General features: G+C 59.7%; 20 protein-coding genes. 14 read left to right on the top strand and 6 right to left on the bottom strand.

Annotated elements, in window-relative coordinates; genetic code table 11:
• Positions 1–20 precede the first annotated feature (20 nt).
• The 3 genes from amn to AC4ANE_RS04990 form a co-directional block, all read right to left on the bottom strand.
• Entirely contained in the window at positions 21–1484 is a 1464-nt protein-coding gene (gene amn, locus AC4ANE_RS05000) for an AMP nucleosidase (protein ID WP_002555307.1), read from the bottom strand.
• Between the two features lie 52 nt (positions 1485–1536).
• On the bottom strand, positions 1537–3186 hold the full coding sequence (locus tag AC4ANE_RS04995) for an acyl-CoA dehydrogenase family protein (protein ID WP_002555308.1): 1650 nt from the start codon (positions 3184–3186) through the stop codon (positions 1537–1539).
• A 125-nt stretch (positions 3187–3311) separates the two neighbouring features.
• Complete coding sequence (locus tag AC4ANE_RS04990; RefSeq protein WP_031594975.1) at positions 3312–5306, bottom strand: sensor histidine kinase; 1995 nt, start codon at positions 5304–5306, stop codon at positions 3312–3314.
• A gap of 371 nt (positions 5307–5677) precedes the next feature.
• Between AC4ANE_RS04990 and AC4ANE_RS04985 the strand changes: the two genes are divergently transcribed.
• The 4 genes from AC4ANE_RS04985 to AC4ANE_RS04970 all read left to right on the top strand — a co-directional run bounded on the left by AC4ANE_RS04985 (position 5678) and on the right by AC4ANE_RS04970 (position 9515).
• Positions 5678–6475, top strand: coding sequence for a hydroxymethylpyrimidine/phosphomethylpyrimidine kinase (locus AC4ANE_RS04985; protein ID WP_002555310.1), 798 nt, complete (start codon positions 5678–5680; stop codon positions 6473–6475).
• A 23-nt stretch (positions 6476–6498) separates the two neighbouring features.
• Entirely contained in the window at positions 6499–7116 is a 618-nt protein-coding gene (gene thiE, locus AC4ANE_RS04980; protein WP_002555311.1) for a thiamine phosphate synthase, read from the top strand.
• Positions 7117–7387: 271 nt separating this feature from the next.
• Positions 7388–8671: a glutamate-1-semialdehyde 2,1-aminomutase gene (gene hemL / locus AC4ANE_RS04975; RefSeq protein WP_002555312.1), complete on the top strand. Its 1284-nt coding sequence runs from the start codon at positions 7388–7390 to the stop codon at positions 8669–8671.
• Between the two features lie 295 nt (positions 8672–8966).
• The gene (locus AC4ANE_RS04970; RefSeq protein WP_002555313.1) at positions 8967–9515 is read left to right on the top strand and encodes a tetratricopeptide repeat protein; all 549 of its coding nucleotides are present in this window, start codon (positions 8967–8969) and stop codon (positions 9513–9515) included.
• A 33-nt stretch (positions 9516–9548) separates the two neighbouring features.
• Here the strand turns inward: AC4ANE_RS04970 and AC4ANE_RS04965 are convergent, their stop codons facing one another.
• Positions 9549–9875: a DUF1820 family protein gene (locus tag AC4ANE_RS04965; protein ID WP_002555314.1), complete on the bottom strand. Its 327-nt coding sequence runs from the start codon at positions 9873–9875 to the stop codon at positions 9549–9551.
• A 131-nt stretch (positions 9876–10006) separates the two neighbouring features.
• Here AC4ANE_RS04965 and miaB point away from each other — a divergent pair, with 131 nt between their 5' ends.
• The 5 genes from miaB (at position 10007) to lnt (ending at position 15424) form a co-directional block, all read left to right on the top strand.
• Positions 10007–11335: a tRNA (N6-isopentenyl adenosine(37)-C2)-methylthiotransferase MiaB gene (miaB, locus tag AC4ANE_RS04960; RefSeq protein WP_002555315.1), complete on the top strand. Its 1329-nt coding sequence runs from the start codon at positions 10007–10009 to the stop codon at positions 11333–11335.
• Between the two features lie 176 nt (positions 11336–11511).
• A complete protein-coding gene (locus AC4ANE_RS04955; RefSeq protein WP_002555316.1) occupies positions 11512–12534 on the top strand; it encodes a PhoH family protein in 1023 nt (340 codons plus the stop codon).
• Entirely contained in the window at positions 12527–13027 is a 501-nt protein-coding gene (gene ybeY, locus AC4ANE_RS04950; RefSeq protein WP_002555317.1) for an rRNA maturation RNase YbeY, read from the top strand. The genes AC4ANE_RS04955 and ybeY overlap by 8 nt, the downstream gene beginning before the upstream one ends.
• Positions 13028–13032: 5 nt before the next feature.
• Positions 13033–13875, top strand: coding sequence for a CorC family transporter (locus AC4ANE_RS04945; protein WP_002555318.1), 843 nt, complete (start codon positions 13033–13035; stop codon positions 13873–13875).
• A gap of 28 nt (positions 13876–13903) precedes the next feature.
• Entirely contained in the window at positions 13904–15424 is a 1521-nt protein-coding gene (gene lnt / locus AC4ANE_RS04940) for an apolipoprotein N-acyltransferase (RefSeq protein ID WP_031594977.1), read from the top strand.
• Between the two features lie 48 nt (positions 15425–15472).
• Here the strand turns inward: lnt and AC4ANE_RS04935 are convergent, their stop codons facing one another.
• Both AC4ANE_RS04935 and AC4ANE_RS04930 read right to left on the bottom strand, forming a co-directional pair.
• On the bottom strand, positions 15473–16243 hold the full coding sequence (locus tag AC4ANE_RS04935; RefSeq protein ID WP_002555320.1) for a YdcF family protein: 771 nt from the start codon (positions 16241–16243) through the stop codon (positions 15473–15475).
• Positions 16244–16349: 106 nt separating this feature from the next.
• Positions 16350–16679: a hypothetical protein gene (locus tag AC4ANE_RS04930; RefSeq protein WP_002555321.1), complete on the bottom strand. Its 330-nt coding sequence runs from the start codon at positions 16677–16679 to the stop codon at positions 16350–16352.
• A gap of 311 nt (positions 16680–16990) precedes the next feature.
• Between AC4ANE_RS04930 and leuS the strand changes: the two genes are divergently transcribed.
• From leuS to arfA, 5 genes are all read left to right on the top strand, one after another.
• Positions 16991–19597 carry a leucine--tRNA ligase gene (leuS, locus tag AC4ANE_RS04925; RefSeq protein WP_002555322.1) on the top strand — a complete coding sequence of 869 codons (2607 nt, stop codon included), beginning with the start codon at positions 16991–16993 and terminating at the stop codon, positions 19595–19597.
• Positions 19598–19686: 89 nt separating this feature from the next.
• On the top strand, positions 19687–20292 hold the full coding sequence (locus tag AC4ANE_RS04920; RefSeq protein ID WP_002555323.1) for an LPS-assembly lipoprotein LptE: 606 nt from the start codon (positions 19687–19689) through the stop codon (positions 20290–20292).
• A gap of 41 nt (positions 20293–20333) precedes the next feature.
• A complete protein-coding gene (gene holA / locus AC4ANE_RS04915; protein ID WP_002555324.1) occupies positions 20334–21371 on the top strand; it encodes a DNA polymerase III subunit delta in 1038 nt (345 codons plus the stop codon).
• A 6-nt stretch (positions 21372–21377) separates the two neighbouring features.
• The gene (locus AC4ANE_RS04910) at positions 21378–21593 is read left to right on the top strand and encodes a hypothetical protein (protein WP_080718857.1); all 216 of its coding nucleotides are present in this window, start codon (positions 21378–21380) and stop codon (positions 21591–21593) included.
• A gap of 274 nt (positions 21594–21867) precedes the next feature.
• Positions 21868–22023: an alternative ribosome rescue factor ArfA gene (gene arfA, locus AC4ANE_RS04905; RefSeq protein WP_002555325.1), complete on the top strand. Its 156-nt coding sequence runs from the start codon at positions 21868–21870 to the stop codon at positions 22021–22023.
• Positions 22024–22080 lie beyond the last annotated feature (57 nt).

The raw sequence follows: 22080 nt of genomic DNA, 5'->3' as shown, positions 1-22080 counted from the left end.
AATCTATTAACGGAATGCTATTAACGGAATGGCGGCTCGTCGAAGCTGCGCAGTTTGCGCGAGTGCAGCGAGTTCAGCTCGGTGCGCAGCAGGTCCAGCGCGGCGATACCGATCTTCAGGTGCTGGCTGACCGCACGTTCGTAGAACGCATTGGCCGAACCCGGCAGCTTGATTTCACTGTGCAACGGCTTGTCGGATACGCACAGCAACGTGCCGTAAGGCACCCGCAGGCGATAACCCTGAGCGGCGATGGTGCCACTTTCCATGTCGACCGCCACGGCACGCGACAGGTTGATCAATGGACGTTCCTGAGCCCAGCGCAGCTCCCAGTTACGGTCGTCATAGGTCAACACCGTGCCGGTGCGCAGGCGCTTCTTGAGCTCTTCGCCGCGTTCGCCGGTGATCTGCGCCGCCGATTCCTGTAAGGCCAGTTGCACTTCGGCGAGCGCCGGAATCGGGATATGCGGCGGCAACACGCGGTCGAGAATGCCGTCGCGACGCATATAGGCGTGGGCCAGTACGTAATCGCCGATGGTCTGCGACTGACGCAGGCCGCCGCAGTGACCAATCATCAGCCAGCAATGCGGACGCAGGACTGCCAGGTGATCGGTGATGTTCTTGGCGTTGGACGGGCCGACGCCGATGTTGACCAGTGTCACGCCATGGCCGTCTTCGGCGATCAGATGGTAGGCCGGCATCTGATAGCGGTGCCAGACCACGCTGGCGACGATGGCCTGGGCTTCATCCAGGCTCATGCTCTTGTCGACCACCACATTGCCCGGTAGAACCATACGCACGAAACGCGGGTCTTCGCGGAGTTTTTCCAGCCCGTGCAGGATGAACTGGTCGACATAGCGGTGGTAGTTGGTCAGCAGAATCCACGGCTGCACATGACGCCAGTCGCTGCCGGTGTAATGCACCAGACGGCGCAACGAGAAATCCACCCGTGCAGCGTCGAACAGCGCCAATGGCAGCGGGTCGACATTGGCCCAGTCATAAAGGCCGTCGGCAATACCATCGGTGGCAGCCGACAGGTCGGTGCTGGGGAATACCCGCGCCAGCGCCGCTGCGGTAACACCAGTGCCGGCCAGCTCATCGCCCTGCTCGACCACGTAAGGATAAGGAATGCTCTGCTCGCTCATGCCGACTTCAACCGTCACGGTGAAATCTTTCATCAGCGGGACAAGTTGTTCGAGCAGGTACTTCTTGAAGGCCTTGGGCTGCGTGACGGTAACGCTGTAAGTACCCGGCAACTGCACCTTGGCGTAGGCACGAGTGGTTACCGGCACTTCGCCCTTGCATTGGTAGACCAGGCGCAGTTCCGGGTAGCTGAATTGCGCTCGCTCCTCGGCAGTGGGCTCGACGCGGTCTTTCAAATAGCGCTTGAGCGCCTGGCTCAGCGCGCTGGTCGCGCGCTCATGCAGCTCGGCGAGCCGCTCTACGGCCTGCTCGGCGGTGTCGACAACAACAAAGGCTTGGGTCACGATTCATGTCCTGTCTGATCTTGCAGACGTGCATCGTAACGGGTTCGCGTGCTCATGCCACCTGTGGCGAGGACCTGAGCAGCAATGTTTCGACATCGACACCACGCGGCAATGTGCCATACACCCGCCCGCCAGAGGCTATTCGCCCCGCGATAAAGCCATCGCTGACAGCGGCATTGCCCGCTTCCAGCAATAGCTTGCCCTGCAAGGCGACGGCAATGTTCTCGGTCAGTTGGCGGGCGCGGTACTGAATATCGCTCGTGTCCTGAAACGCACCTTTCAATGCAGCTATATGCGCCGCCAGATGCCGATCGCCGTGCCCGTCGCCCAGTTCGTCGAACAGCGCATCGAGCGCGCCTGGTTCTTTGGACAGGGTTCGCAGCACATCCAGGCATTGCACATTGCCCGAGCCTTCCCACGTGGAGTTGACCGGGGCTTCGCGGTAAAGCCGGGGCAGAATGCTGTCCTCAACATAACCGGCACCGCCCAGGCATTCGGCGGCTTCGTTGATCATGGCCGGAGCCCGCTTGCAGATCCAGTATTTACCCACTGCCGTGACCAGACGGACAAAGCGTTTTTCGTGATCATCATCGAGATGGTCCAGCGCACGGCCCATGCGCAGGGTCAGGGCCAGCGCAGCCTCGCTTTCCAGCGCCAGGTCCGCCAGAACGTTCTGCATCAACGGTTGCTCGGCCAGCAGCCGGCCGCTGACCGCACGATACGCGCAATGATGCGCGGCCTGCGTCAGCGCCTGACGCATCAAGGCGCTGGAGCCAATCATGCAGTCGAAACGGGTCATGGCGACCATTTCAATGATGGTCGGTACGCCGCGCCCTTCCTCACCGATCATCCACGCCAACGCGCCGCGAAACTCGACTTCGCTCGATGCGTTGGACCAGTTGCCGAGCTTGTTTTTCAGGCGCTGGATATAGAACTCGTTGCGGGTGTCGTCCGGTCGGTGGCGCGGCAGCAGAAAACAGCTGAGGCCCTTATCGGTCTGCGCCAGGGTCAGAAACGCGTCGCACATCGGTGCCGAGCAGAACCACTTGTGTCCGACCAGCTCATAAGCCTGGCCGGGGCCACCCGCGCCTACCGGGAACGCGCGCGTGGTATTGGCGCGCACGTCGGTGCCGCCCTGTTTTTCGGTCATGGCCATGCCGATGGTTGCGCCACGCTTGTGCGCAATGCCCACGTTACGTGAGTCGTACTCAGTCGACAGCACCTTGGGCAGCCATATTTCAGCCAGATCCGGTTGCAGCCTGAGCGCAGGAACACTGGCGAACGTCATGGTCAGCGGGCAGCCGCTGCCCGGTTCTGCCTGCGTATGCAGATAGCTCATGGCAGCGCGCGCCACATGAGCACCGGGTTGCGGATCGGTCCATGGCAACGACGGGATGCCATGCTCGATGGCCGTGCTCATCAACTGATGGTACGCCGGGTGAAATTCGATCAGATCGATGCGGTGCCCGTAACGGTCATGGCTGGCGAATGCAGGCTTGTTCTGATTGGCCAGAAAGCCAGCCTCCATCAGCGGGCCGCCTGCAAGGGCACCGTAAGCGTCTATGCGCGGTTGCGCCCAGCCCGCACCGAAGCGGCTGCTCCACTCCTGAAGCGGCACGTCGATACGGTAGAGGTTCGCCCCGTCCAGCGGTGGCGGTTGATTGGTGACTTCGTGGGTTTCGGCGAATTGATTCAGGTTCATGAGTCATCTCCTGCCTGTGTGCACGCGCAACATGCAGACAGTGAATCACGCGCCCGACACTTGCAAAAGTGCCGTAGCCGCCGAAATCTCGGCGCTTTTACCTGATGCGCGTATCAAATGACGCTTTATATACCCCACTGGGCCTTGAGTTCTGGGGCTCTGCGCACCGCGCCCGGTACGGCCATCAGCATCGGGACGTTCAAGGTAAAGCAACTGCCCTTGCCTGGCTCGGAACGATGACTCAGCTCGCCACCCTGCAACTCGACCAGTTTCCGGCAAATCGCCAGACCGATGCCCAGCCCGCCGTATTCGCGGGTCATGGAGCCGTCGACCTGAAAGAAGTGTTGATACAGTTGGGCTTCGTCCAGTCGGCTGAAACCGATGCCGCTGTCCATCACTTCAACCCGCAGGTGCATGCGCTCCAGATCCTGCGGGTGCCCGCTGAAGCGCACTTGCACCGCGCCCTTACGGGTGAATTTGATCGCGTTGTCCACCAGGCACTCAATGCACTGGTAGAGCTTGTCGATGTCGCCACGCAGGCACGGCGGCAGCTTATCGTCCAGATCAAGCGTCAAAATCAGCCCCTTGGACTGAGCGGCGCCCAGGAAGCGATTGCGTAGCCTGTCGGCGAGGTCTTCGGGCGAAAAGGCATTGCAGTCGGCATACAGCACACCGGCCTGAAGTTCGGTGAGGGTCAGAATGCCGTTGATCATACTCATCATGTCCCGCGCGGAACTGGCAGCCGTTTGCTGATACATCTCCAGCTCGTCATCCATATCGAGTGTCTGCATCACTTCCAGCGACCCGATCACACCGTTCATCGGCGTGCGCAGCTCATGGGTAAGCGTGGCAAGGAACTCATCTTTCAGCCGGTTGCTGTTGGCCAGTTGCTGGTTGAGACGCTCCAGATCCTGACCTGCCGCCAGCAGCGTTCGCGCCTGCTGGCATCGGGCATGGTTGATACGGTCGGCAAGCGCCATGGAGAGGAATGCCATTTCCAGCACCGTGCCGATGTGCGAGGCGTACATGGTCAGGAAGGTGTTGGGCAAATAGCCCAGCAGCATCAGCCCGAAGATCAACCCGCTGACCATGAAGACCGACCAGGCCAGCACAAAATAGCGCCCTACCCGCTCGCCTTTCATGATGGCGACAATGCCCGCCAGGTAGATCGTCACGGCCCCTGTCATGACCAGTTGAGTGGCCCCGCGCAGGGCTGGCCCGTAGCCCAGGAACAAGGCCATGCCCATCACCAGCACAGCAGCGCCGATGACTATCAGCAGCAAGCGGTCCAGCCAGCGCGCCAACTGTGCCGTACCCAGAAAACTGCGGGAAAACTGGCACGCGAACAGCGTGGCCAGCGCCATCAGAAAGGGCGTCGACGCATTTGCCCACCAGGGGCTGTCAGGCCACAGGTATTCAATTGCGACGCCGTTGATCGACATCTGGTAAAGCCCGAACGAGGCGACATACAGCAGGTAGTACAGGTAATCCACCTCACGGACGCTGAGGTAGATGAACAGGTTGTAGACCAGCATGCCCAGCAGCACGCCGTAGATCAGCCCGAAAACGTAAACCTTGGTGGGCTGCGCCTCGAGGTAGGCGTGAGTAGACCAGAGATTGAGCGGAGCCTGAACCGACCCTTCGCTGCGTATGCGCATATACAGGGTTCGCGTCTGACCCGCTGGCAGGTCCAGCTGGAAAAGGTAGTTGTTCTGAGCGAACTGACGGCTGGAGAACGGCAACATGTCGCCGGTCTGCCAGACCCGCCCGGGATTCCCGTCGGCATCCGGGACATAGAAATCAACGTGGTCCATTGGCGGATAGGCCAGTTCCAGCAACCAGTCGTTATGGATGCTGGCGTCTATCGGGCGATAGGTCAGCTCGACTTTCAGCCAGAAGGCGGAACGCGAATACCCGGCGTTGAAGGTCCCGGCAGGCACGGACTGAAAGGCACCGGCGTGAGCGGCGGCGCTGACGCTTTCAATGGTCGCATCGCCGGTCGGGTCTTCGAATACCTGAATGGCACGACCCAACGGCAGAAAACGAGTGTTTTCATCAAACTCGACTGCATGACTCTGCAACGGCAGCCAAAGAGCCAGAATGATCAACAGATAGCGCATTGAAGCCCCAAGGTAGGTCGTCGCGTTCAATCCATCCATTGATTACGACGTCCCGCAATTTTCTGTCCTTGAAACAGGCTAATGATTCAAACAGACCATTGAACGTTGGGATGACCTGGCTGGCATCGGTATAAAAAACGATGCAAACCGTCGGTAATCGGTCTGACCACACAAGCATAGCCGCTAATAGCGTAAAGACAGTATCGCGATAAAAATCAAGGCAATAGCTCTACATCGGCTATTTCAGGCCAAACATGAGTATTTTTTGCAGGTTTGTCGAATCTGCGACAGTCGCCGACGGACCATCACCAGCAAGAAAAACCTGGCACCCCGAGCGGCCCGCGAAAGGTTTAGTGATAAGCTCGCGCACCATGAATATCTATAGCTCCCGCCCCGTTGTCCTTTGCCTCTCCGGCCACGACCCTAGTGGCGGTGCCGGTATGCAGGCCGATATAGAAGCCCTGCTCGCCCAGGGCTGTCACGCCGCTCCGGCGATTACTGCGCTCACCGTGCAAGACACTGTAGATGTCAGTGATTTTCGCGTGCTCGATCGCGAATGGGTCATGGCACAGGCCAATGCCGTCCTCAACGATTCGAACGTAGCCGCCGTCAAGCTGGGCATGCTCGGTTCGCTGGGGATGGTCGACACTGTCGTCGACCTGCTCCTTGCTCACCCGCATTTGCCAATGGTCTGCGACCCGGTGCTGCGTGCTGGCGGCGGCGGACGGCTGGGCAAGGACGAAGTCGGCTACGCCATGCGCGAACGGCTGCTGCCTTTGTCGACCATCGCGACCCCCAATCTTCCGGAAGCACGCATTCTTGCCGAGCTGCCTGAGGGTACTGCGGACGAGTGCGCCGACAAGCTACTGCTGTTTTGTGAATACCTGTTAATCACTGGCGGTCATGGTGACGAACAGCAAATCCATAATCGTCTTTATGTGCGTGGCGGCCAGACCCACACTTTCATTTGCGAACGCCTGCCCGGCAGCTACCACGGTTCAGGCTGCACACTGGCCAGCGCACTGGCCGGGCGTATTGCCCAGGGAGAAGAACTGGTCAGCGCGGTAAGATCGGCGCTGGACTACACCTGGCGAACGCTCAGGGACGCCGAACAGCTGGGCCGCGGGCAATTTGTGCCTCGTCGGTTGCCGCTGGATTTTTGCTCGTAACACATCGCCATGAGGCTCGATTCATGAAACTACGTGGCCTGTATGCCATTACCGACAGCCAGTTGCTGTCCGGCAAATTTCTCTCGTACGTCGAAGCTGCGCTGGATGGCGGCGTGACGCTGCTGCAATACCGCGACAAGACCAGTGACGAGTCCCGCCGTCTGCGCGAAGCGACCGAGCTGCTCAAACTCTGCGAGCGCTACAAGACGCGACTTATCATCAACGACGACGCCGAACTGGCGGCGCGTCTGGGCGTGGGTGTGCATTTGGGCCAGACCGACGGCTCGTTGCCGGATGCGCGTGCCCTGCTGGGGCACAAGGCGATTGTCGGTGCCACCTGTCACGGCAGCCTGGAACTGGCCGAGCAGGCAAAGGCTGATGGCGCGACGTACGTAGCATTTGGCAGGTTCTTCAACTCCCTGACCAAGCCCGGCGCCCCCGCAGTACCGCTGGACCTGATTGCTCAGGTGCGTGCCAGGGTTCACTTGCCGATTGCCGTGATCGGCGGCATCACCCTGGAAAACGCCCCGCAACTGGTCGAACATGGAGCAGACCTGCTCGCCGTGGTACACGGCCTGTTCGGCGCTGAAAACGCCCAGGAAGTCACTCGCCGGGCAAAAGCCTTCATGGCGTTGTTGTAAAGCAGAATTGCTGTGGGAGTGACCGGGGCGGCAATCCGCATTGCTCGCGAAGGCGATGGTTCAAAATGCTCTGTTTTCGGGGCCTGCACCGCCCCCTTCGCGAGCAAGCTCGCTCCCACGAGTACGTGGATCCTTCTTCATTTGATATAGTGCGCGTTCCTGCGCCTTCTCTGGCTCATGCCACTCAATAAAGCAGCCTGCTCTAAAGCTGCCCGCCTCGGCTGACCCCAGCGTAGACACGAATTCCCCGTTTCAAAGCAGAGACCCGATCATGTCCCGTTCCGAAACACTGTTCGCCAACGCCCAAAAACACATCCCCGGTGGCGTCAATTCGCCGGTTCGTGCTTTCAAAAGCGTGGGTGGCACGCCGCTGTTCTTCAAGCACGCTGCGGGCGCTTACGTGACTGACGAAGACGACAAACGCTATGTTGATTACGTTGGCTCCTGGGGGCCGATGATTCTTGGCCATAGCCACCCGGAAGTGCTCGATGCCGTGCGCAGCCAGCTGGAACACGGCCTGTCTTACGGCGCACCGACGGCCATGGAAACCGAAATGGCCGATCTGGTCTGCGCACTGGTGCCGTCCATGGAAATGGTCCGCATGGTGAGCTCCGGCACTGAAGCGACCATGAGCGCGATCCGTCTGGCCCGAGGCTTTACCGGCCGCGACAGCATCATCAAGTTCGAGGGCTGCTACCACGGTCACTCCGACAGCCTGCTGGTCAAGGCCGGCTCCGGTGCCCTTACCCTGGGCGTACCCAGTTCGCCTGGCGTACCGGCAGCGTTTGCGAAACACACTCTGACCGTGCCCTTCAACAACCTCGACGCCGTGCGTGACCTGTTGGCTGAAGTGGGTCAGGAAGTGGCGTGCATCATCGTCGAGCCCGTTGCTGGCAACATGAACTGCGTGCCGCCTGCGCCTGGCTACCTGCAAGGTCTGCGCGACCTGTGCGACGAGCACGGCGTGGTGCTGATTTTCGATGAAGTGATGACCGGTTTCCGCGTAGCCCTCGGTGGCGCACAGGCTTACTACGGCGTGACGCCCGACCTGAGCACCTTCGGCAAGATCATCGGTGGCGGTATGCCGGTCGGCTGCTTTGGCGGCAAACGCGAAATCATGTCGCACATCGCACCGCTTGGTCCGGTCTATCAGGCGGGCACCCTGTCGGGTAACCCGTTGGCGATGGCCGCTGGCCTGACTACCCTGCGCCTGATCAGCCGCCCGGGCTTTCACGATGAATTGAGCGACTACACCCGTCGCCTGCTTGAAGGCCTGCAACAGCGCGCCGATGCAGCAGGTATTGCGTTCGTGACAACCCAGGCGGGTGGCATGTTCGGCCTGTACTTCAGTGAAGCGCGTGAAATCGTAACGTTTGAAGACGTGATGACCAGCGATGCCGAGCGTTTCAAACGTTTCTTCCACTTGATGCTGGAGGGCGGCGTGTACCTCGCGCCGAGCGCATTCGAAGCCGGCTTCACCTCCATCGCCCACGGCGATGCCGAGTTGAAACTGACACTAGATGCCGCGGAAAAAGCGTTTGCTGCGCTGAAATAAGCTCGTCAGACTCACCCGCGCCGGGTGTCATTGAACCGGCGCGAGTGATGCCTGTGAATGAAACGGAACGCTAAGTACGTATTTTGCTTCTACAATGCAGTGCGGATGCTGCAAACACAGGTCACTGGAAGTGTTGTTTCAGGTAATGCCCCCTAAAGAAGGGCGTTTTCAACGCCGTGCAGCAGAAAATCCGTAAAGACTTTGTAAGGTTGGCTCTGCTTATTTCATAATGCGCAGCCAGCACGTTTAGCTGGTCGGGCATGCCCGCACCTTTTTCAGAGGTAAGTCGACTCCCATGAACCGCACCGGCCGCACCCTTGTATTGGGCTGCCTGTTGCTTGTCTATCCCCTGCTGGCGACTGCTGGCGGCAACTCGTTGTTAATCCCGGCGATGGGTCGTTGCACCCTCAATACCCAGCCAGAGAACCTGCCCGCTGCGCTTGAAGCGTGCCAGCAGGCCGCCAAGGGTGGGGATGCGCAGGCGCAGTACGAGTTGGGTGAGTTCTATTACGAGGGCAGAAATGCACCTCGCGATTTGCCGCAGGCGCTGAATTACTTCGAGCAGGCCTCCTTGCAGGGCCATGCCCAGGCGCAGTATCAACTGGGCTTGATGTTCAGCCGTGGTGAAGGGGTGCAGGCCAATAATATTCAGGCTTATATCGTGCTGAAGATGGCAGCAGTCAATGGCTCGGAAGAGGCGCTGGATGCCGCCGACGAGGTATCGGCAAAGATGCAGCGCGACGAACTGGAAGTTGCCACCCAGGTGCTGGGGCAGATCTTCCGCAAATACCTGCTTGAACTGCAAACCGCCGAAGGGCGCAGCCCATTCTCTCCGCTGCCCTGACCAGCAATAGCTCAGGGCACTTGCGATTCAGACTTACTTTTCCGGCATCGGCATGGGAAACGGCATTACGTTGCTGCTGCCGCGCGCTTCGCTGATCTTCGGCACGCCCATGCGCTCGACTTCGTCGATGCGCACAATCGAATGCATCGGCACGAAACTGCGCACCACGCCTTCAAACTGAGCCTTGAGTTTCTCTTCGCTCGGGTCCACCACAACCGTCGTGCGTTCGCCGAAAACGAATTCTTCAACTTCCAGAAAGCCCCACAGATCACTTTGATAGATCTGCTTGGCGTACATCTCGAACACCTGTCCCTGGTTGAGGAAAATCACCTTGTAGATTGGAGCTTCGCGTTTGGTCATAACGGGCGGGTAACGATCGGAGATGGAAAAAGGGGCACGGACTATAGCATGTCCATCGGACAGCCAACGCTAGGAACCCAAGCCCTTCATCCTTATAATGCTCGGTTCACTGATACGGTTGATGATCACGCATGACCAAGAAGCTTTATATCGAAACCCACGGTTGCCAGATGAACGAGTACGACAGCTCGCGCATGGTCGATCTGCTGGGCGAACATCAGGCCCTGGAAGTCACCGCTCGCGCGGAAGACGCCGACGTGATCCTGCTCAATACCTGCTCGATTCGCGAGCGCGCCCAGGACCGGGTGTACTCCCAGCTTGGCCGCTGGCGTGAATTGAAGCTGGCCAATCCCGAGATGGTGATCGCTGTCGGTGGCTGCGTAGCCAGCCAGGAAGGCGCAGCCATTCGTGATCGCGCGCCCTATGTGGACGTGGTGTTCGGCCCCCAGACCTTACATCGCCTGCCGGAAATGATCGACGCAGCGCGTATCACCCGCTTGCCGCAGGTCGATGTCTCGTTCCCGGAAATCGAAAAATTCGACCATTTGCCAGAGCCGCGCGTCGATGGCCCGAGCGCTTATGTGTCGGTGATGGAAGGCTGCAGCAAATACTGCACGTTCTGCGTGGTGCCCTATACCCGTGGCGAGGAAGTCAGCCGGCCATTTGACGATGTGCTGAGCGAAGTCATCCACCTCGCCGAAAACGGCGTGCGTGAAGTCACCCTGCTGGGGCAGAACGTCAACGGCTATCGCGGAACCACCCACGACGGGCGGGTTGCAGATCTGGCGGACCTGATCAGGGTGGTTGCCGCGGTCGATGGCATCGACCGCATTCGCTACACCACCTCGCACCCGCTGGAGTTTTCCGACAGCCTGATTCAGGCCCATGCGGAGGTGCCGGAGCTGGTCAAACACCTGCACTTGCCGGTGCAGTCGGGTTCCGACCGCATTCTGGCGGCCATGAAGCGCAACCACACCACGCTGGAATACAAGTCCCGCTTGCGCAAGCTCAGGGCGGCCGTGCCGGGCATCAGTATCAGTTCCGACTTCATCGTTGGCTTCCCCGGCGAGACCGAAAAAGATTTCGACAACACCATGAAGCTGATTGAAGACGTGGGTTTCGACTTCTCGTTCTCGTTCGTCTACAGCCCGCGCCCGGGTACGCCTGCCGCAGATCTGAAAGACGACACGCCAGAAGCGCTCAAGAAAGAGCGCCTGGCCGCGCTGCAACACCGCCTGAACCAGCAGGGTTTCGAGATCAGCCGGCAGATGGTGGGCAGCATCCAGCGCATTCTGGTAACCGACTATTCGAAGAAAGACCCTGGCGAACTGCAGGGCCGCACCGAGAACAACCGGATTGTGAATTTTCGCTGCAACAATCCGAAACTGATCGGGCAGTTTGCCGACGTACACATTGATGATGCGCAGCCTCACTCTCTGCGTGGCTCGCTGCTACAGTAAACCTTGAATGTCGCCGCAGAAACGAATCGCCGAATGAATTCGGTTCTGCGCGGTCCCTACCATTGAGCACGGTGAATCCCTGGCGCGGCCTTTAACAAGGCAAAGCTTTCACACAATCAGCGCCAGGGGTATTCTTCAATACATCTCAATTGCCGCCGGACGGCCATTAAACGACCTTGAACGCACCCATAGAACCTCATCGTTTCACCCTCGAGTCTTTCGAGGCCCATCGTTTCGCCAACCTGTGCGGGCAACTCGACGAGCACTTGCGCCTGATCGAGCAACGCCTGGACATCGAGATCCGCAATCGCGGCAATCAATTCGAGCTCATTGGCGATTCAAAACAAAATCACTCCGCCGAGAATCTTCTGCGCCGCCTGTACCGGGAAACCAAGGGTACCGAGCTGACGCCGGACATGGTCCACCTGTTCCTTCAGGAATCAGGCGTGGACGGCCTCGACAACCACCCTGCCGCCGAAGTCGGCGTCTCGCTGCGCACCAAAAAGGGCATGATTCGCCCGCGCGGCCTGAATCAGCAGCGTTACGTCAAGGAAGTCCTCAGCAACGACATCAACTTCGGCATCGGCCCTGCGGGTACTGGCAAGACGTACCTGGCGGTTGCCTGCGCAGTCGATGCGCTGGAACGCGAGCAGATTCGTCGCATCCTGCTGGTGCGTCCGGCGGTCGAAGCGGGCGAGAAACTGGGCTTCTTGCCCGGCGATCTGGCCCAGAAGATCGACCCGTACCTGCGCCCGCTGTATGACGCGCTGTACGAGATGCTCGGTTTCGAATACGTCGCCAAGCTGATCGAGAAGCAGGTCATTGAAGTGGCACCGCTGGCTTACATGCGCGGACGTACCCTTAATAACAGCTTCATCATTCTCGACGAAAGTCAGAACACCACTGTCGAGCAGATGAAGATGTTCCTGACCCGTATCGGCTTCGGCTCTACCGCCGTGATCACCGGCGACATCACCCAGGTCGACCTGCCCAAGGGCACCCGGTCGGGGCTGACGCATGTCATTGATGTGCTCAAGGACGTGCCGGGCATCAGCTTCACGCATTTCAAACCCAAGGATGTGGTTCGCCACCCGCTGGTGCAGCGCATTGTCGAGGCCTATGAGCGCTTCGACGATCAGCTCAGCGACGGTTCGTCGGGCAACAACAGTTACCCACGGGACAAGAACCGCGATGCTTGAGCTGGACCTGCAGATTGCAAGCGAAACAAGCGCCCCCGACGAAGCCCGATTCCGCCTCTGGTGTGAAATGGGCCTGCGCCAGCGCAGTGCCGATTCCGAGCTGACCATCCGCCTCGTCGACGAAAACGAAGGGCGCGAGCTCAATCACACTTGGCGACATAAAAATTACGCTACAAATGTGCTTTCATTCCCGGCGGATGTTCCAGACGACATGCTGGACATCCCGTTGCTGGGCGACCTGGTCATCTGCGTCCCGGTGGTCAACCGCGAAGCTGCTGAACAAGGCAAGTCCGTCGACGCGCACTGGGCACATATGGTCATTCATGGCTGCCTTCATCTGCTGGGTTACGACCACATCGATGATGAAGAAGCCGAAGAAATGGAAGCACTGGAACGAACGTTGCTTGAGGAGCTGGGCTACCCCGACCCTTACGCAGAAGATGAAAGTGCCGACCACCCCCATTCAGACACACCAAGCAAGGACCACGAGTAAGGGCTATGAGCGAAGACCGATCGAGCAACGGGCAAAAGTCATGGTTGGGTAAACTGACCCAGGCCTTTGTCCATGAGCCGAAAAACCGCCAGGAGCTGCTTGAGCTGCTGCGCGAAGCCCACCAGAACAAACTGCTGGACAGCGAAGCGCTGGCCATCGTCGAGGGCGCCATTCAAGTGGCTGACCTGCAAGTGCGCGACATCATGGTGCCGCGCTCGCAGATGATCAGCATCAAGGCGACCCAGACACCCCGTGAGTTCCTGCCTGCGGTCATCGATGCTGCGCACTCGCGCTACCCGGTGATCGGCGAGAGCCACGATGACGTGCTCGGTGTGCTGCTGGCCAAGGATCTGCTGCCTCTGATCCTTAAAGCCGACGGCGACAGCGACGACGTCAAGAAGCTGCTGCGTCCCGCTACGTTCGTGCCCGAATCCAAGCGCCTCAACGTGCTGTTGCGCGAGTTTCGCGCCAACCACAATCACATGGCCATCGTCATTGACGAATACGGTGGTGTGGCAGGTTTGGTGACTATCGAAGACGTGCTGGAACAGATCGTCGGCGATATCGAAGATGAGCATGACGTCGAGGAAGACAGCTATATCAAGCCACTGCCCAGCGGTGACTTTCTGGTCAAGGCCCTCACGCCGGTCGAGAATTTCAACGAATTCTTCGACAGTGCGTTCTCCGATGACGAGTTCGACACCGTGGGCGGTCTGGTGATGAATGCCTTCGGCCATCTGCCCAAGCGCAACGAAATCACTGAAATCGGTGCGTATCGTTTCCGCATCCTGAGCGCTGACAGCCGTCGCATTCATTTGCTGCGCGTGACTCCCATTTCACGTCCGTAACCACTTGATGCTGTTTTAAGGAATCTACATGCGCTGGATAACCCGCCCCGGCTGGCCCGGTAACCTGCTGGCCCTGGCGGCTGGCGGGCTCACGACCCTGGCCCTGGCGCCCTTCGACTTCTGGCCGCTGGTGCTGGTGTCAGTGGCCCTCTTCTATCTGGGGCTGCGCGAGCTGAATCCGCGCCAGGCGCTGGCTCGTGGCTGGTGTTACGGCTTTGGCCTGTACGGCGCGGGCACCAGCTGGATCTACGTCAGCATCCATACCTACGGTGGTGCTTCGGTACTGCTGGCCGGGCTGCTGATGCTGCTGTTCATCGCCGCAATTGCCCTGTTTTTCGCCCTGCCCGCCTGGGTCTGGGCGCGCTGGCTACGGCGCAACGAAGCGCCGCTGGCCGATGCACTTGCGTTTGCAGCACTATGGCTGTGGCAGGAGGCATTTCGCGGCTGGTTCCTTACCGGCTTCCCGTGGCTTTATTCCGGTTACATCCAGCTTGACGGACCACTTGCCGGGCTCGCCCCGGTCGGTGGTGTATGGCTAATCTCGTTCTCGCTGGGCCTGACTGCCGCACTGTTGTGCAACCTGCACCGCTTGCGGGCACGCAAATCGTTCCTGGCGACGGGTGTGGTGCTGTTGCTGGCACCCTGGATCGCAGGCCTGGCACTCAAGGACCATGCCTGGACATCACCGTCCGGCCCGCCGCTGAAAGTCGCGGCGATGCAGGGCAACATTGAACAAAGCATGAAGTGGGACCCGCAAAAGCTCAATGATCAGCTCGCACTGTACCGGGACATGACCTTCCGTTCACAGCAGGCTGACCTGATCGTCTGGCCGGAAACCGCCGTGCCGGTGCTCAAGGAAAGCGCAGAAGGCTACCTGGCGATGATGGGCAAGTTCGCTTCGGACCGCGGCGCAGCGCTGATCACCGGCGTGCCAGTGCGTGAGCCGACCGGGCGCGGCGAGTATCGCTATTACAACGGCATCACGGTTACCGGCCAAGGCGATGGCACCTACTACAAGCAAAAGCTCGTGCCGTTCGGTGAATACGTGCCGCTGCAGGACCTGTTGCGCGGGTTGATTTCCTTCTTCGACCTGCCGATGTCGGACTTCGCCCGCGGCCCGAACGACCAGGCGCTGTTGCAGGCCAAGGGTTATCACATCGCGCCGTTCATCTGCTACGAAGTGGTTTATCCAGAGTTCGCCGCAGGCCTGTCGGCGCAAAGCGACCTGTTGCTGACGGTCAGCAATGACACTTGGTTCGGTACCTCGATCGGTCCGCTGCAACACTTGCAGATGGCCCAGATGCGCGCCCTTGAAGCGGGCCGCTGGATGATCCGCGCCACCAACAACGGCGTGACCGCGCTGATCGACCCGTTTGGCAGGATTACGGTACAGATTCCGCAGTTCGAACGCGGCGTGTTGTACGGCGAAGTGGTACCGATGCACGAACTCACGCCCTACCTGCGCTGGCGCTCATGGCCACTGGCAATTGTCTGCCTGCTGCTGTTTGGCTGGGCGTTGATGGCGGCACGGATTGCCAAAACCGTCTGAGTGCACGAAACCGGTATCGCCTGTTTTCAGGCGATACCGGCTAAAGAGTCAGTGGCTGGGCGGATAAATCCACGGATAAACCAGCAAGCCTGCCGCTTCATTAAGCAACACGCCGCTTTGCGTGAACACACGACTTTCAGGCAGCCAGCCTCCAAAGGGGCGAGCGTTGTCGACACCGAGAAAGCCGACCGGCGCACTCACCACGATAAAACCAGCCTTCTCGAAACTCCAGCGCGCTCGTTGCATATGCCAGGCTTGCGTGACCAGCACCACGCGCTTGATGCCTAGCGGTTGAAGAACCGCAGCGGTCATTGTCGCGTTTTCCCATGTCGTTCGGCTCAGCCCTTCCTGCCAGCGTGCCGTCACACCAAAATCATCGTGCAGCGACTGCGCAATGATCGACGCCTCGCTGGGCGGCTGATCAAAGTGCAAGCCGCCGGTGGTCAGTATTGGCAGCCCGGACGTTTTCGACAACCGCGCCGCCAGACGCAATCGCTCCAGCCCCAGACCAGTCGGTGTATCTGTGCCCCACGTCGGAGAATTGCGCTCACGGCCATTGCCCAGTACCACGATGGCGTCCGCCTGCTGCGCCAGTGTCGCCCACTGCTGCTGCGGCAAGGGCGGGACCCGCTCCATTTTACGGGCAGCGAATTCCACCGCTACCGGCAGGCTCATCAACCACAGCCCGCCAAGACCGACCGCAAAAAATGCCGCTGCCAGGCTCGGACGGGAACGACGCAACCACCAGCCAAGAATGAGCAGAACAAACAGGATACCGGGCGGCAACAGGAGGGTTTTGAGCAGGTAGCGCAAAGGCATCGGGACATCTCCATGGATGTCCGCAGCCTAGAATGTTTGAAGCCAGGCGACAACGCCTGAAGTAAGCAGGCCCTTCGCCTGCGCGCAGAAGCGAGATTTTAAATACTTAACTGTTGCGACCCAACCGTGCCAGGCCCTTGCCTCGTCGCCTGTCTTTCAGCCAGATGATAGTCGCTGACGCTCTGGACGGCCTGCCGAGATCCGGCTGGAAGACCAGCTGCTCCCTGACAGCGACGTCCGCAGCCCTCAGGCCTTTTTCCAGATAGGCTTCGATCAGCTGGAGTTCGGCACTGCTCAAGCCCTTGAGTTCAAGCTCGGCTGGCGACTCGTTTCGGAGCCGGACCGAGGTACTCGCCGTCTCGAGCGCAAGCCCGAGGCGGTCGATCAGACGCTCATACAGTTCGGACAGGCTTACTACATGCTGCAACTCGGTCATCCGCTCACCTCATCGAAGATAATCATCACCCTCGAAATTGAGCTTAGCGCTGCTGTGCAAACCGGCATGGAACTGCGACCAACGGGCAGATAGGGCTTTCAGCCGGGCTTTGAGCCCTGCGAGGCGCAATCAGGGTTTCCCTCGATAGACAGCCCTCATGTATGCTACTGCGCTTCCTGTAATTCCACTTCCGTGCTCTTGAGCCCGAACGCACCGCACAGACAGTTGCAATTGTCCGCCACGCGGTGCCGACCTGACTCGGCGAAGCAATGAAGAGGTCAAGGGTCACTAATCTTTAGTAAAAAGTAGCCATGCACGAACTCTATCAGCCCCGCGAAATCGAAGCCGCTGCCCAGACATTCTGGGATGAGCAAAAGTCTTTTGAAGTCAGTGAACAGCCAGGCAAGGACACTTTCTATTGCCTGTCGATGTTTCCTTACCCGAGCGGCAAGCTGCACATGGGTCATGTGCGCAACTACACCATTGGTGACGTGATCTCCCGTTACCAGCGCATGCTGGGCAAGAATGTCCTGCAGCCACTGGGCTGGGACGCGTTCGGCATGCCGGCCGAAAACGCCGCCATCGACAACAACGTTGCGCCGGCCAAGTGGACCTACGAAAACATCGCCTACATGAAGAACCAGCTCAAGAGCCTGGGTCTGGCGGTCGACTGGTCGCGCGAAGTCACCACCTGCAAGCCTGATTACTACCGCTGGGAACAATGGCTGTTCACTCGCCTGTTCGAAAAAGGCGTGATCTACCGCAAGAACGGCACCGTCAACTGGGACCCTGTCGACCAGACCGTACTGGCCAACGAGCAGGTCATCGACGGCCGCGGCTGGCGTTCCGGCGCGCTGATCGAAAAGCGCGAAATCCCGATGTACTACTTCAAGATCACCGCCTACGCAGACGAGCTGCTGGAAAGCCTCGACGAGCTGCCGGGCTGGCCTGAACAGGTCAAGACCATGCAGCGCAACTGGATCGGCAGGTCGCGCGGCATGGAAGTGCAATTTCCGTACGATCAGGCCTCGATCGGCGAAGCCGGTGCACTGAAAGTCTTCACCACTCGCCCTGACACCCTGATGGGCGCGACCTACGTCGCCGTTGCCGCTGAACACCCGCTGGCGACCCTGGCCGCGCAAGGCAACCCTAGGCTGCAAGCGTTCATCGATGAGTGCAAAGGCGGCAGCGTTGCCGAAGCTGACGTTGCCACTCAGGAAAAGAAAGGCCAGCCGACTTCGCTGTTCGTCGAGCACCCGCTGACCGGCGAAAAACTGCCGGTGTGGGTCGCCAATTACGTGTTGATGCATTATGGCGATGGCGCAGTCATGGCCGTGCCGGCACACGATGAGCGTGATTTCGAGTTTGCCACCCAGTACGGTCTGCCGATCAAGCCCGTAGTACGCACCAGCGCCGGCGACCAGACGCCTGCCCCATGGCAGCCGGCCTACGGCGAGCATGGCGAGCTGATCAATTCCGGCGAGTTCACCGGCCTGAATTTCCAGGCCGCATTCGATGCCATCGAAGCGGCACTGGTGAAAAAATCCCTCGGTCAGTCGCGCACCCAGTTCCGCCTGCGTGACTGGGGCATCAGCCGCCAGCGTTATTGGGGTTGCCCGATCCCTATCGTGCATTGCGATACCTGTGGCGACGTGCCGGTTCCTGAAGACCAGTTGCCGGTTGTCCTGCCTGAAGACGTAGTGCCTGATGGTGCTGGCTCGCCACTGGCGCGCATGCCCGAGTTCTACGAATGCAGTTGCCCGAAATGCGGCGCACCGGCCAAGCGTGAAACCGACACCATGGACACCTTCGTCGAGTCCTCGTGGTACTACGCTCGCTATGCGTCGCCGCATTACGAGGGTGGTCTGGTCGAGCCGAATGCTGCCAACCACTGGTTGCCGGTGGACCAGTACATCGGCGGCATCGAACACGCCATTTTGCACCTGCTCTATGCGCGCTTCTTCCACAAGTTGATGCGTGACGAAGGCCTGGTGACCTCGAACGAGCCGTTCAAGAACCTGCTGACCCAGGGCATGGTCAACGCCGAAACCTACTTCCGCATGGAAACCAGCGGCAAGAAGACCTGGATCAACCCGGCCGACGTGACTCTCGAAAGAGACGCCAAGGCCAAGGTTATCAGCGCGAAGCTGACCAGCGATGGCCTGCCGGTGGAAATCGGCGGCACTGAAAAGATGTCGAAGTCGAAGAAAAACGGCATCGACCCGCAAACCATGATCGATCAGTACGGTGCCGATACCTGCCGTCTGTTCATGATGTTCGCCTCCCCGCCCGACATGAGCCTGGAGTGGTCCGACTCGGGCGTCGAAGGCTCGCATCGCTTCCTGCGCCGCGTGTGGCGTCTGGCTCAGGCGCATGTCGCTCAAGGCGCATCGACCGGTCTGGACATTGCGGCACTGACGGATGACCAGAAAACCATCCGCCGCTCGATTCACCAGGCGATCAGACAGGCGAGCCAGGATATTGGCCAGAACCAGAAATTCAATACCGCCGTCGCACAAGTGATGACGCTGATGAACGTCCTGGAAAAGGCCCCGCAGGTCACCCCGCAGGATCGCGCGCTGCTGCAGGAGGGTTTGGAAACGGTCACCCTGCTGCTGGCACCGATCACGCCGCACATCAGCCACGAGCTGTGGACGCAACTGGGCCACAATGAGCCGGTCATCGACGCTGGCTGGCCTGCATTCGATGCAAATGCGCTGGTTCAGGACAGCCTGCAACTGGTGATTCAGGTCAACGGCAAGCTGCGCGGCCATATCGAAATGCCCGCCAGCGCCAGCCGCGAAGAAGTCGAAGCGGCCGCACGTATCAACGAGAACGTATTGCGCTTCACTGATGGCCTGACCATTCGCAAGGTGATCGTCGTGCCTGGCAAGCTGGTCAACATCGTCGCAAGCTGATTGGATCGGGCGCCAGGCAAACGCCGGGCGCCGAACATATTTCCAGGGTACGCACTGGCGGCCCAAACGGATTCAAGGGGAGCATCAAGATGATCAAACGCAATTTGCTGGTGATGGGCCTGGCTGTTCTGTTGAGTGCCTGTGGCTTCCAGCTGCGTGGCACCGGCACCACCGAGCTGGCGATCAAGGAGCTGGATGTCAGCGCGCGTAACGCCTATGGCGAAACCGTGACTCAACTTACTCGCCTGCTGACCAGTTCCGGCGTCAAGGTCTACACCGGCGCGCCTTACAAGCTCATGCTGACCAACGAAGCCGAAACCCAGCGCACCGTCAGCTACTCGGGCTCGGGCCGCTCGGCTGAATACCAGCTGACCACCACCCTGACCTATGAAGTGCATGGCGACAGAGATCGCTTCCTGCTCGGCGACAAGGTCAGCACGGACCGCTCCTACGTTCACGATGGCAACAATCTGACCGGTTCCGATCAGGAAGCCGCCCAGGTTCGTCAGGAAATGCGCAACGACCTGATCCAGAAATTGATGGCGCGCTTGCAGCAGATGACGCCGGCACGCCTGGAACAGCTGCAGGCCAAGGCTGACGCAGTTGCCAAGGCTGAAGCCGACGCACAGGAAGCCGCTCAGCGGATCCGTGACGAGACGCCTCAGCAGTCGCCCGTCGAAGTACCGGCCAGGTAAGTGTCCGGGGCCAGTCATCTGGCCCCGACATGCTCTGACTCATGAAACTCGCCCCCGCCCAACTGGGTAAACACCTGCAAGGTGCTCTTGCGCCTGTCTACGTGATCAGCGGTGATGACCCGCTGCTCTGCCAGGAAGCTGCTGACGCCGTGCGCGCCGCTGCGCGCCAGCAAGGCTTCGATGAGCGGCAGGTATTCAGCGCTGACGCCAGTTTCGACTGGGGTACGTTGCTTCAGGCCGGCGCCAGCATGTCACTGTTCGCCGAGCGCCGTCTTCTGGAACTGCGTTTGCCCTCCGGCAAACCCGGTGACAAAGGCGCTGCGGCGCTCATGGAATACTGCGCAAGGCCGGCCGAAGACACCCTGCTACTGATCAGCCTGCCCAAGCTCGATGGCAGTGCGCAGAAAACCAAATGGGGTAAGGCACTGGTCGAGGGTGCGCAAACCCAGTTCGTGCAGATCTGGCCGGTAGACATTGGCCAACTGCCGCAATGGATTCGCCAGCGCCTCTCTCAGGCAGGGCTTGCTGCGACCCAGGACGCTGTCGAATTGATCGCTGCCCGGGTCGAAGGCAACCTGCTGGCAGCCGCGCAGGAAATCGAAAAGCTCAAGTTGATGGCCGAAGAAGGCCAGATCACCGTCGAGACAGTACAGGCGGCCGTGGCCGACAGTGCACGCTTCGATGTATTCGGTCTGACCGATGCAGTGCTCAACGGCGAAGCAGCCCATGCGTTGCGCATGCTGGAAGGCCTGCGCGGCGAAGGGGTCGAAACCCCAGTGATCCTTTGGGCGCTGACTCGCGAACTGCGTGCACTGGCCAACATGTCCCAGCAGTTCAGTCAGGGCGTGCCACTCGACAAAGTGTTCAGCTCGGCCCGCCCGCCGATCTGGGACAAGCGCAAGCCACTGATGAGCAAAGCCCTGCAACGCCATTCGGCAAAACGCTGGAGCCAGTTGCTGATGGACGCACAGCGCATCGACGCACAGATCAAGGGGCAGGCGCCAGGCTCGCCGTGGAGCAGCCTCAGCCGACTGGCGCTATTGATGGCAGGTCAACGGCTGGCACTGCCTGCGGAGTGAGCTGTCATGTCCGAGCTTGTTCAAGAGTTACTCGAAGTAATCCTTCGTGCGATCTGCTATCCCGTTGGCTGGCCCATCGTGCGACTGTTGTCACGCGGTAGATATCCATCCAGAGGGTCGTGGTTTTCAAACACCGCAGAAGCAAACTGGACGGTAGCAACAGGGCTCGCAATTCTGGTGATCACCATGATGGCGTTGCTTCATCAATTCGATATGCCCTGATCGGCCTGCATTTCACACCCTCGTTATTACACAGCGGCCAAGCGCGCTTTTCAGCACCATACACATATCTCGTGGGAGCGAGCTTGCTCGCGAAGAGGTCAGTGCAGCCCCTGAAACTCGAGCGTTCGGACGATTGCCTTCGTGAGCAAGCTCGCTCCCACAGGTATTGCATTCAAGTCCGCCTCCCGCGTCATAGCACACGACTATTAGACACAAGCGCCGTTCTGCCCGATTATTTGCATCGCTTTACAACACCCATCAGGAGCACCCCGCCATGAGCAAGCCAAAGCGGCCGAACAAGGCCAAATCCATCATCGCCCAGCCATTGTTCCGCAGTCGTCAGGAACAACCCGCCAAGGGCAAAGGCAGCTACCGCCGCGAAGCCTTCCAGTCTAAAAGCTGGGAGGCTTCCTGCTTTATGGCGGCATGATATCGAGCAACATCTCCGGGGCGCTTTCAACCGCTTAGCCGTGTTATGGTCTGCACC

Source organism: Pseudomonas sp. Pme6b (assembly GCF_058129925.1).
Note: the sequence above shows the minus strand (reverse complement) of the source record. Positions and strands in the feature narration are given on the sequence as shown.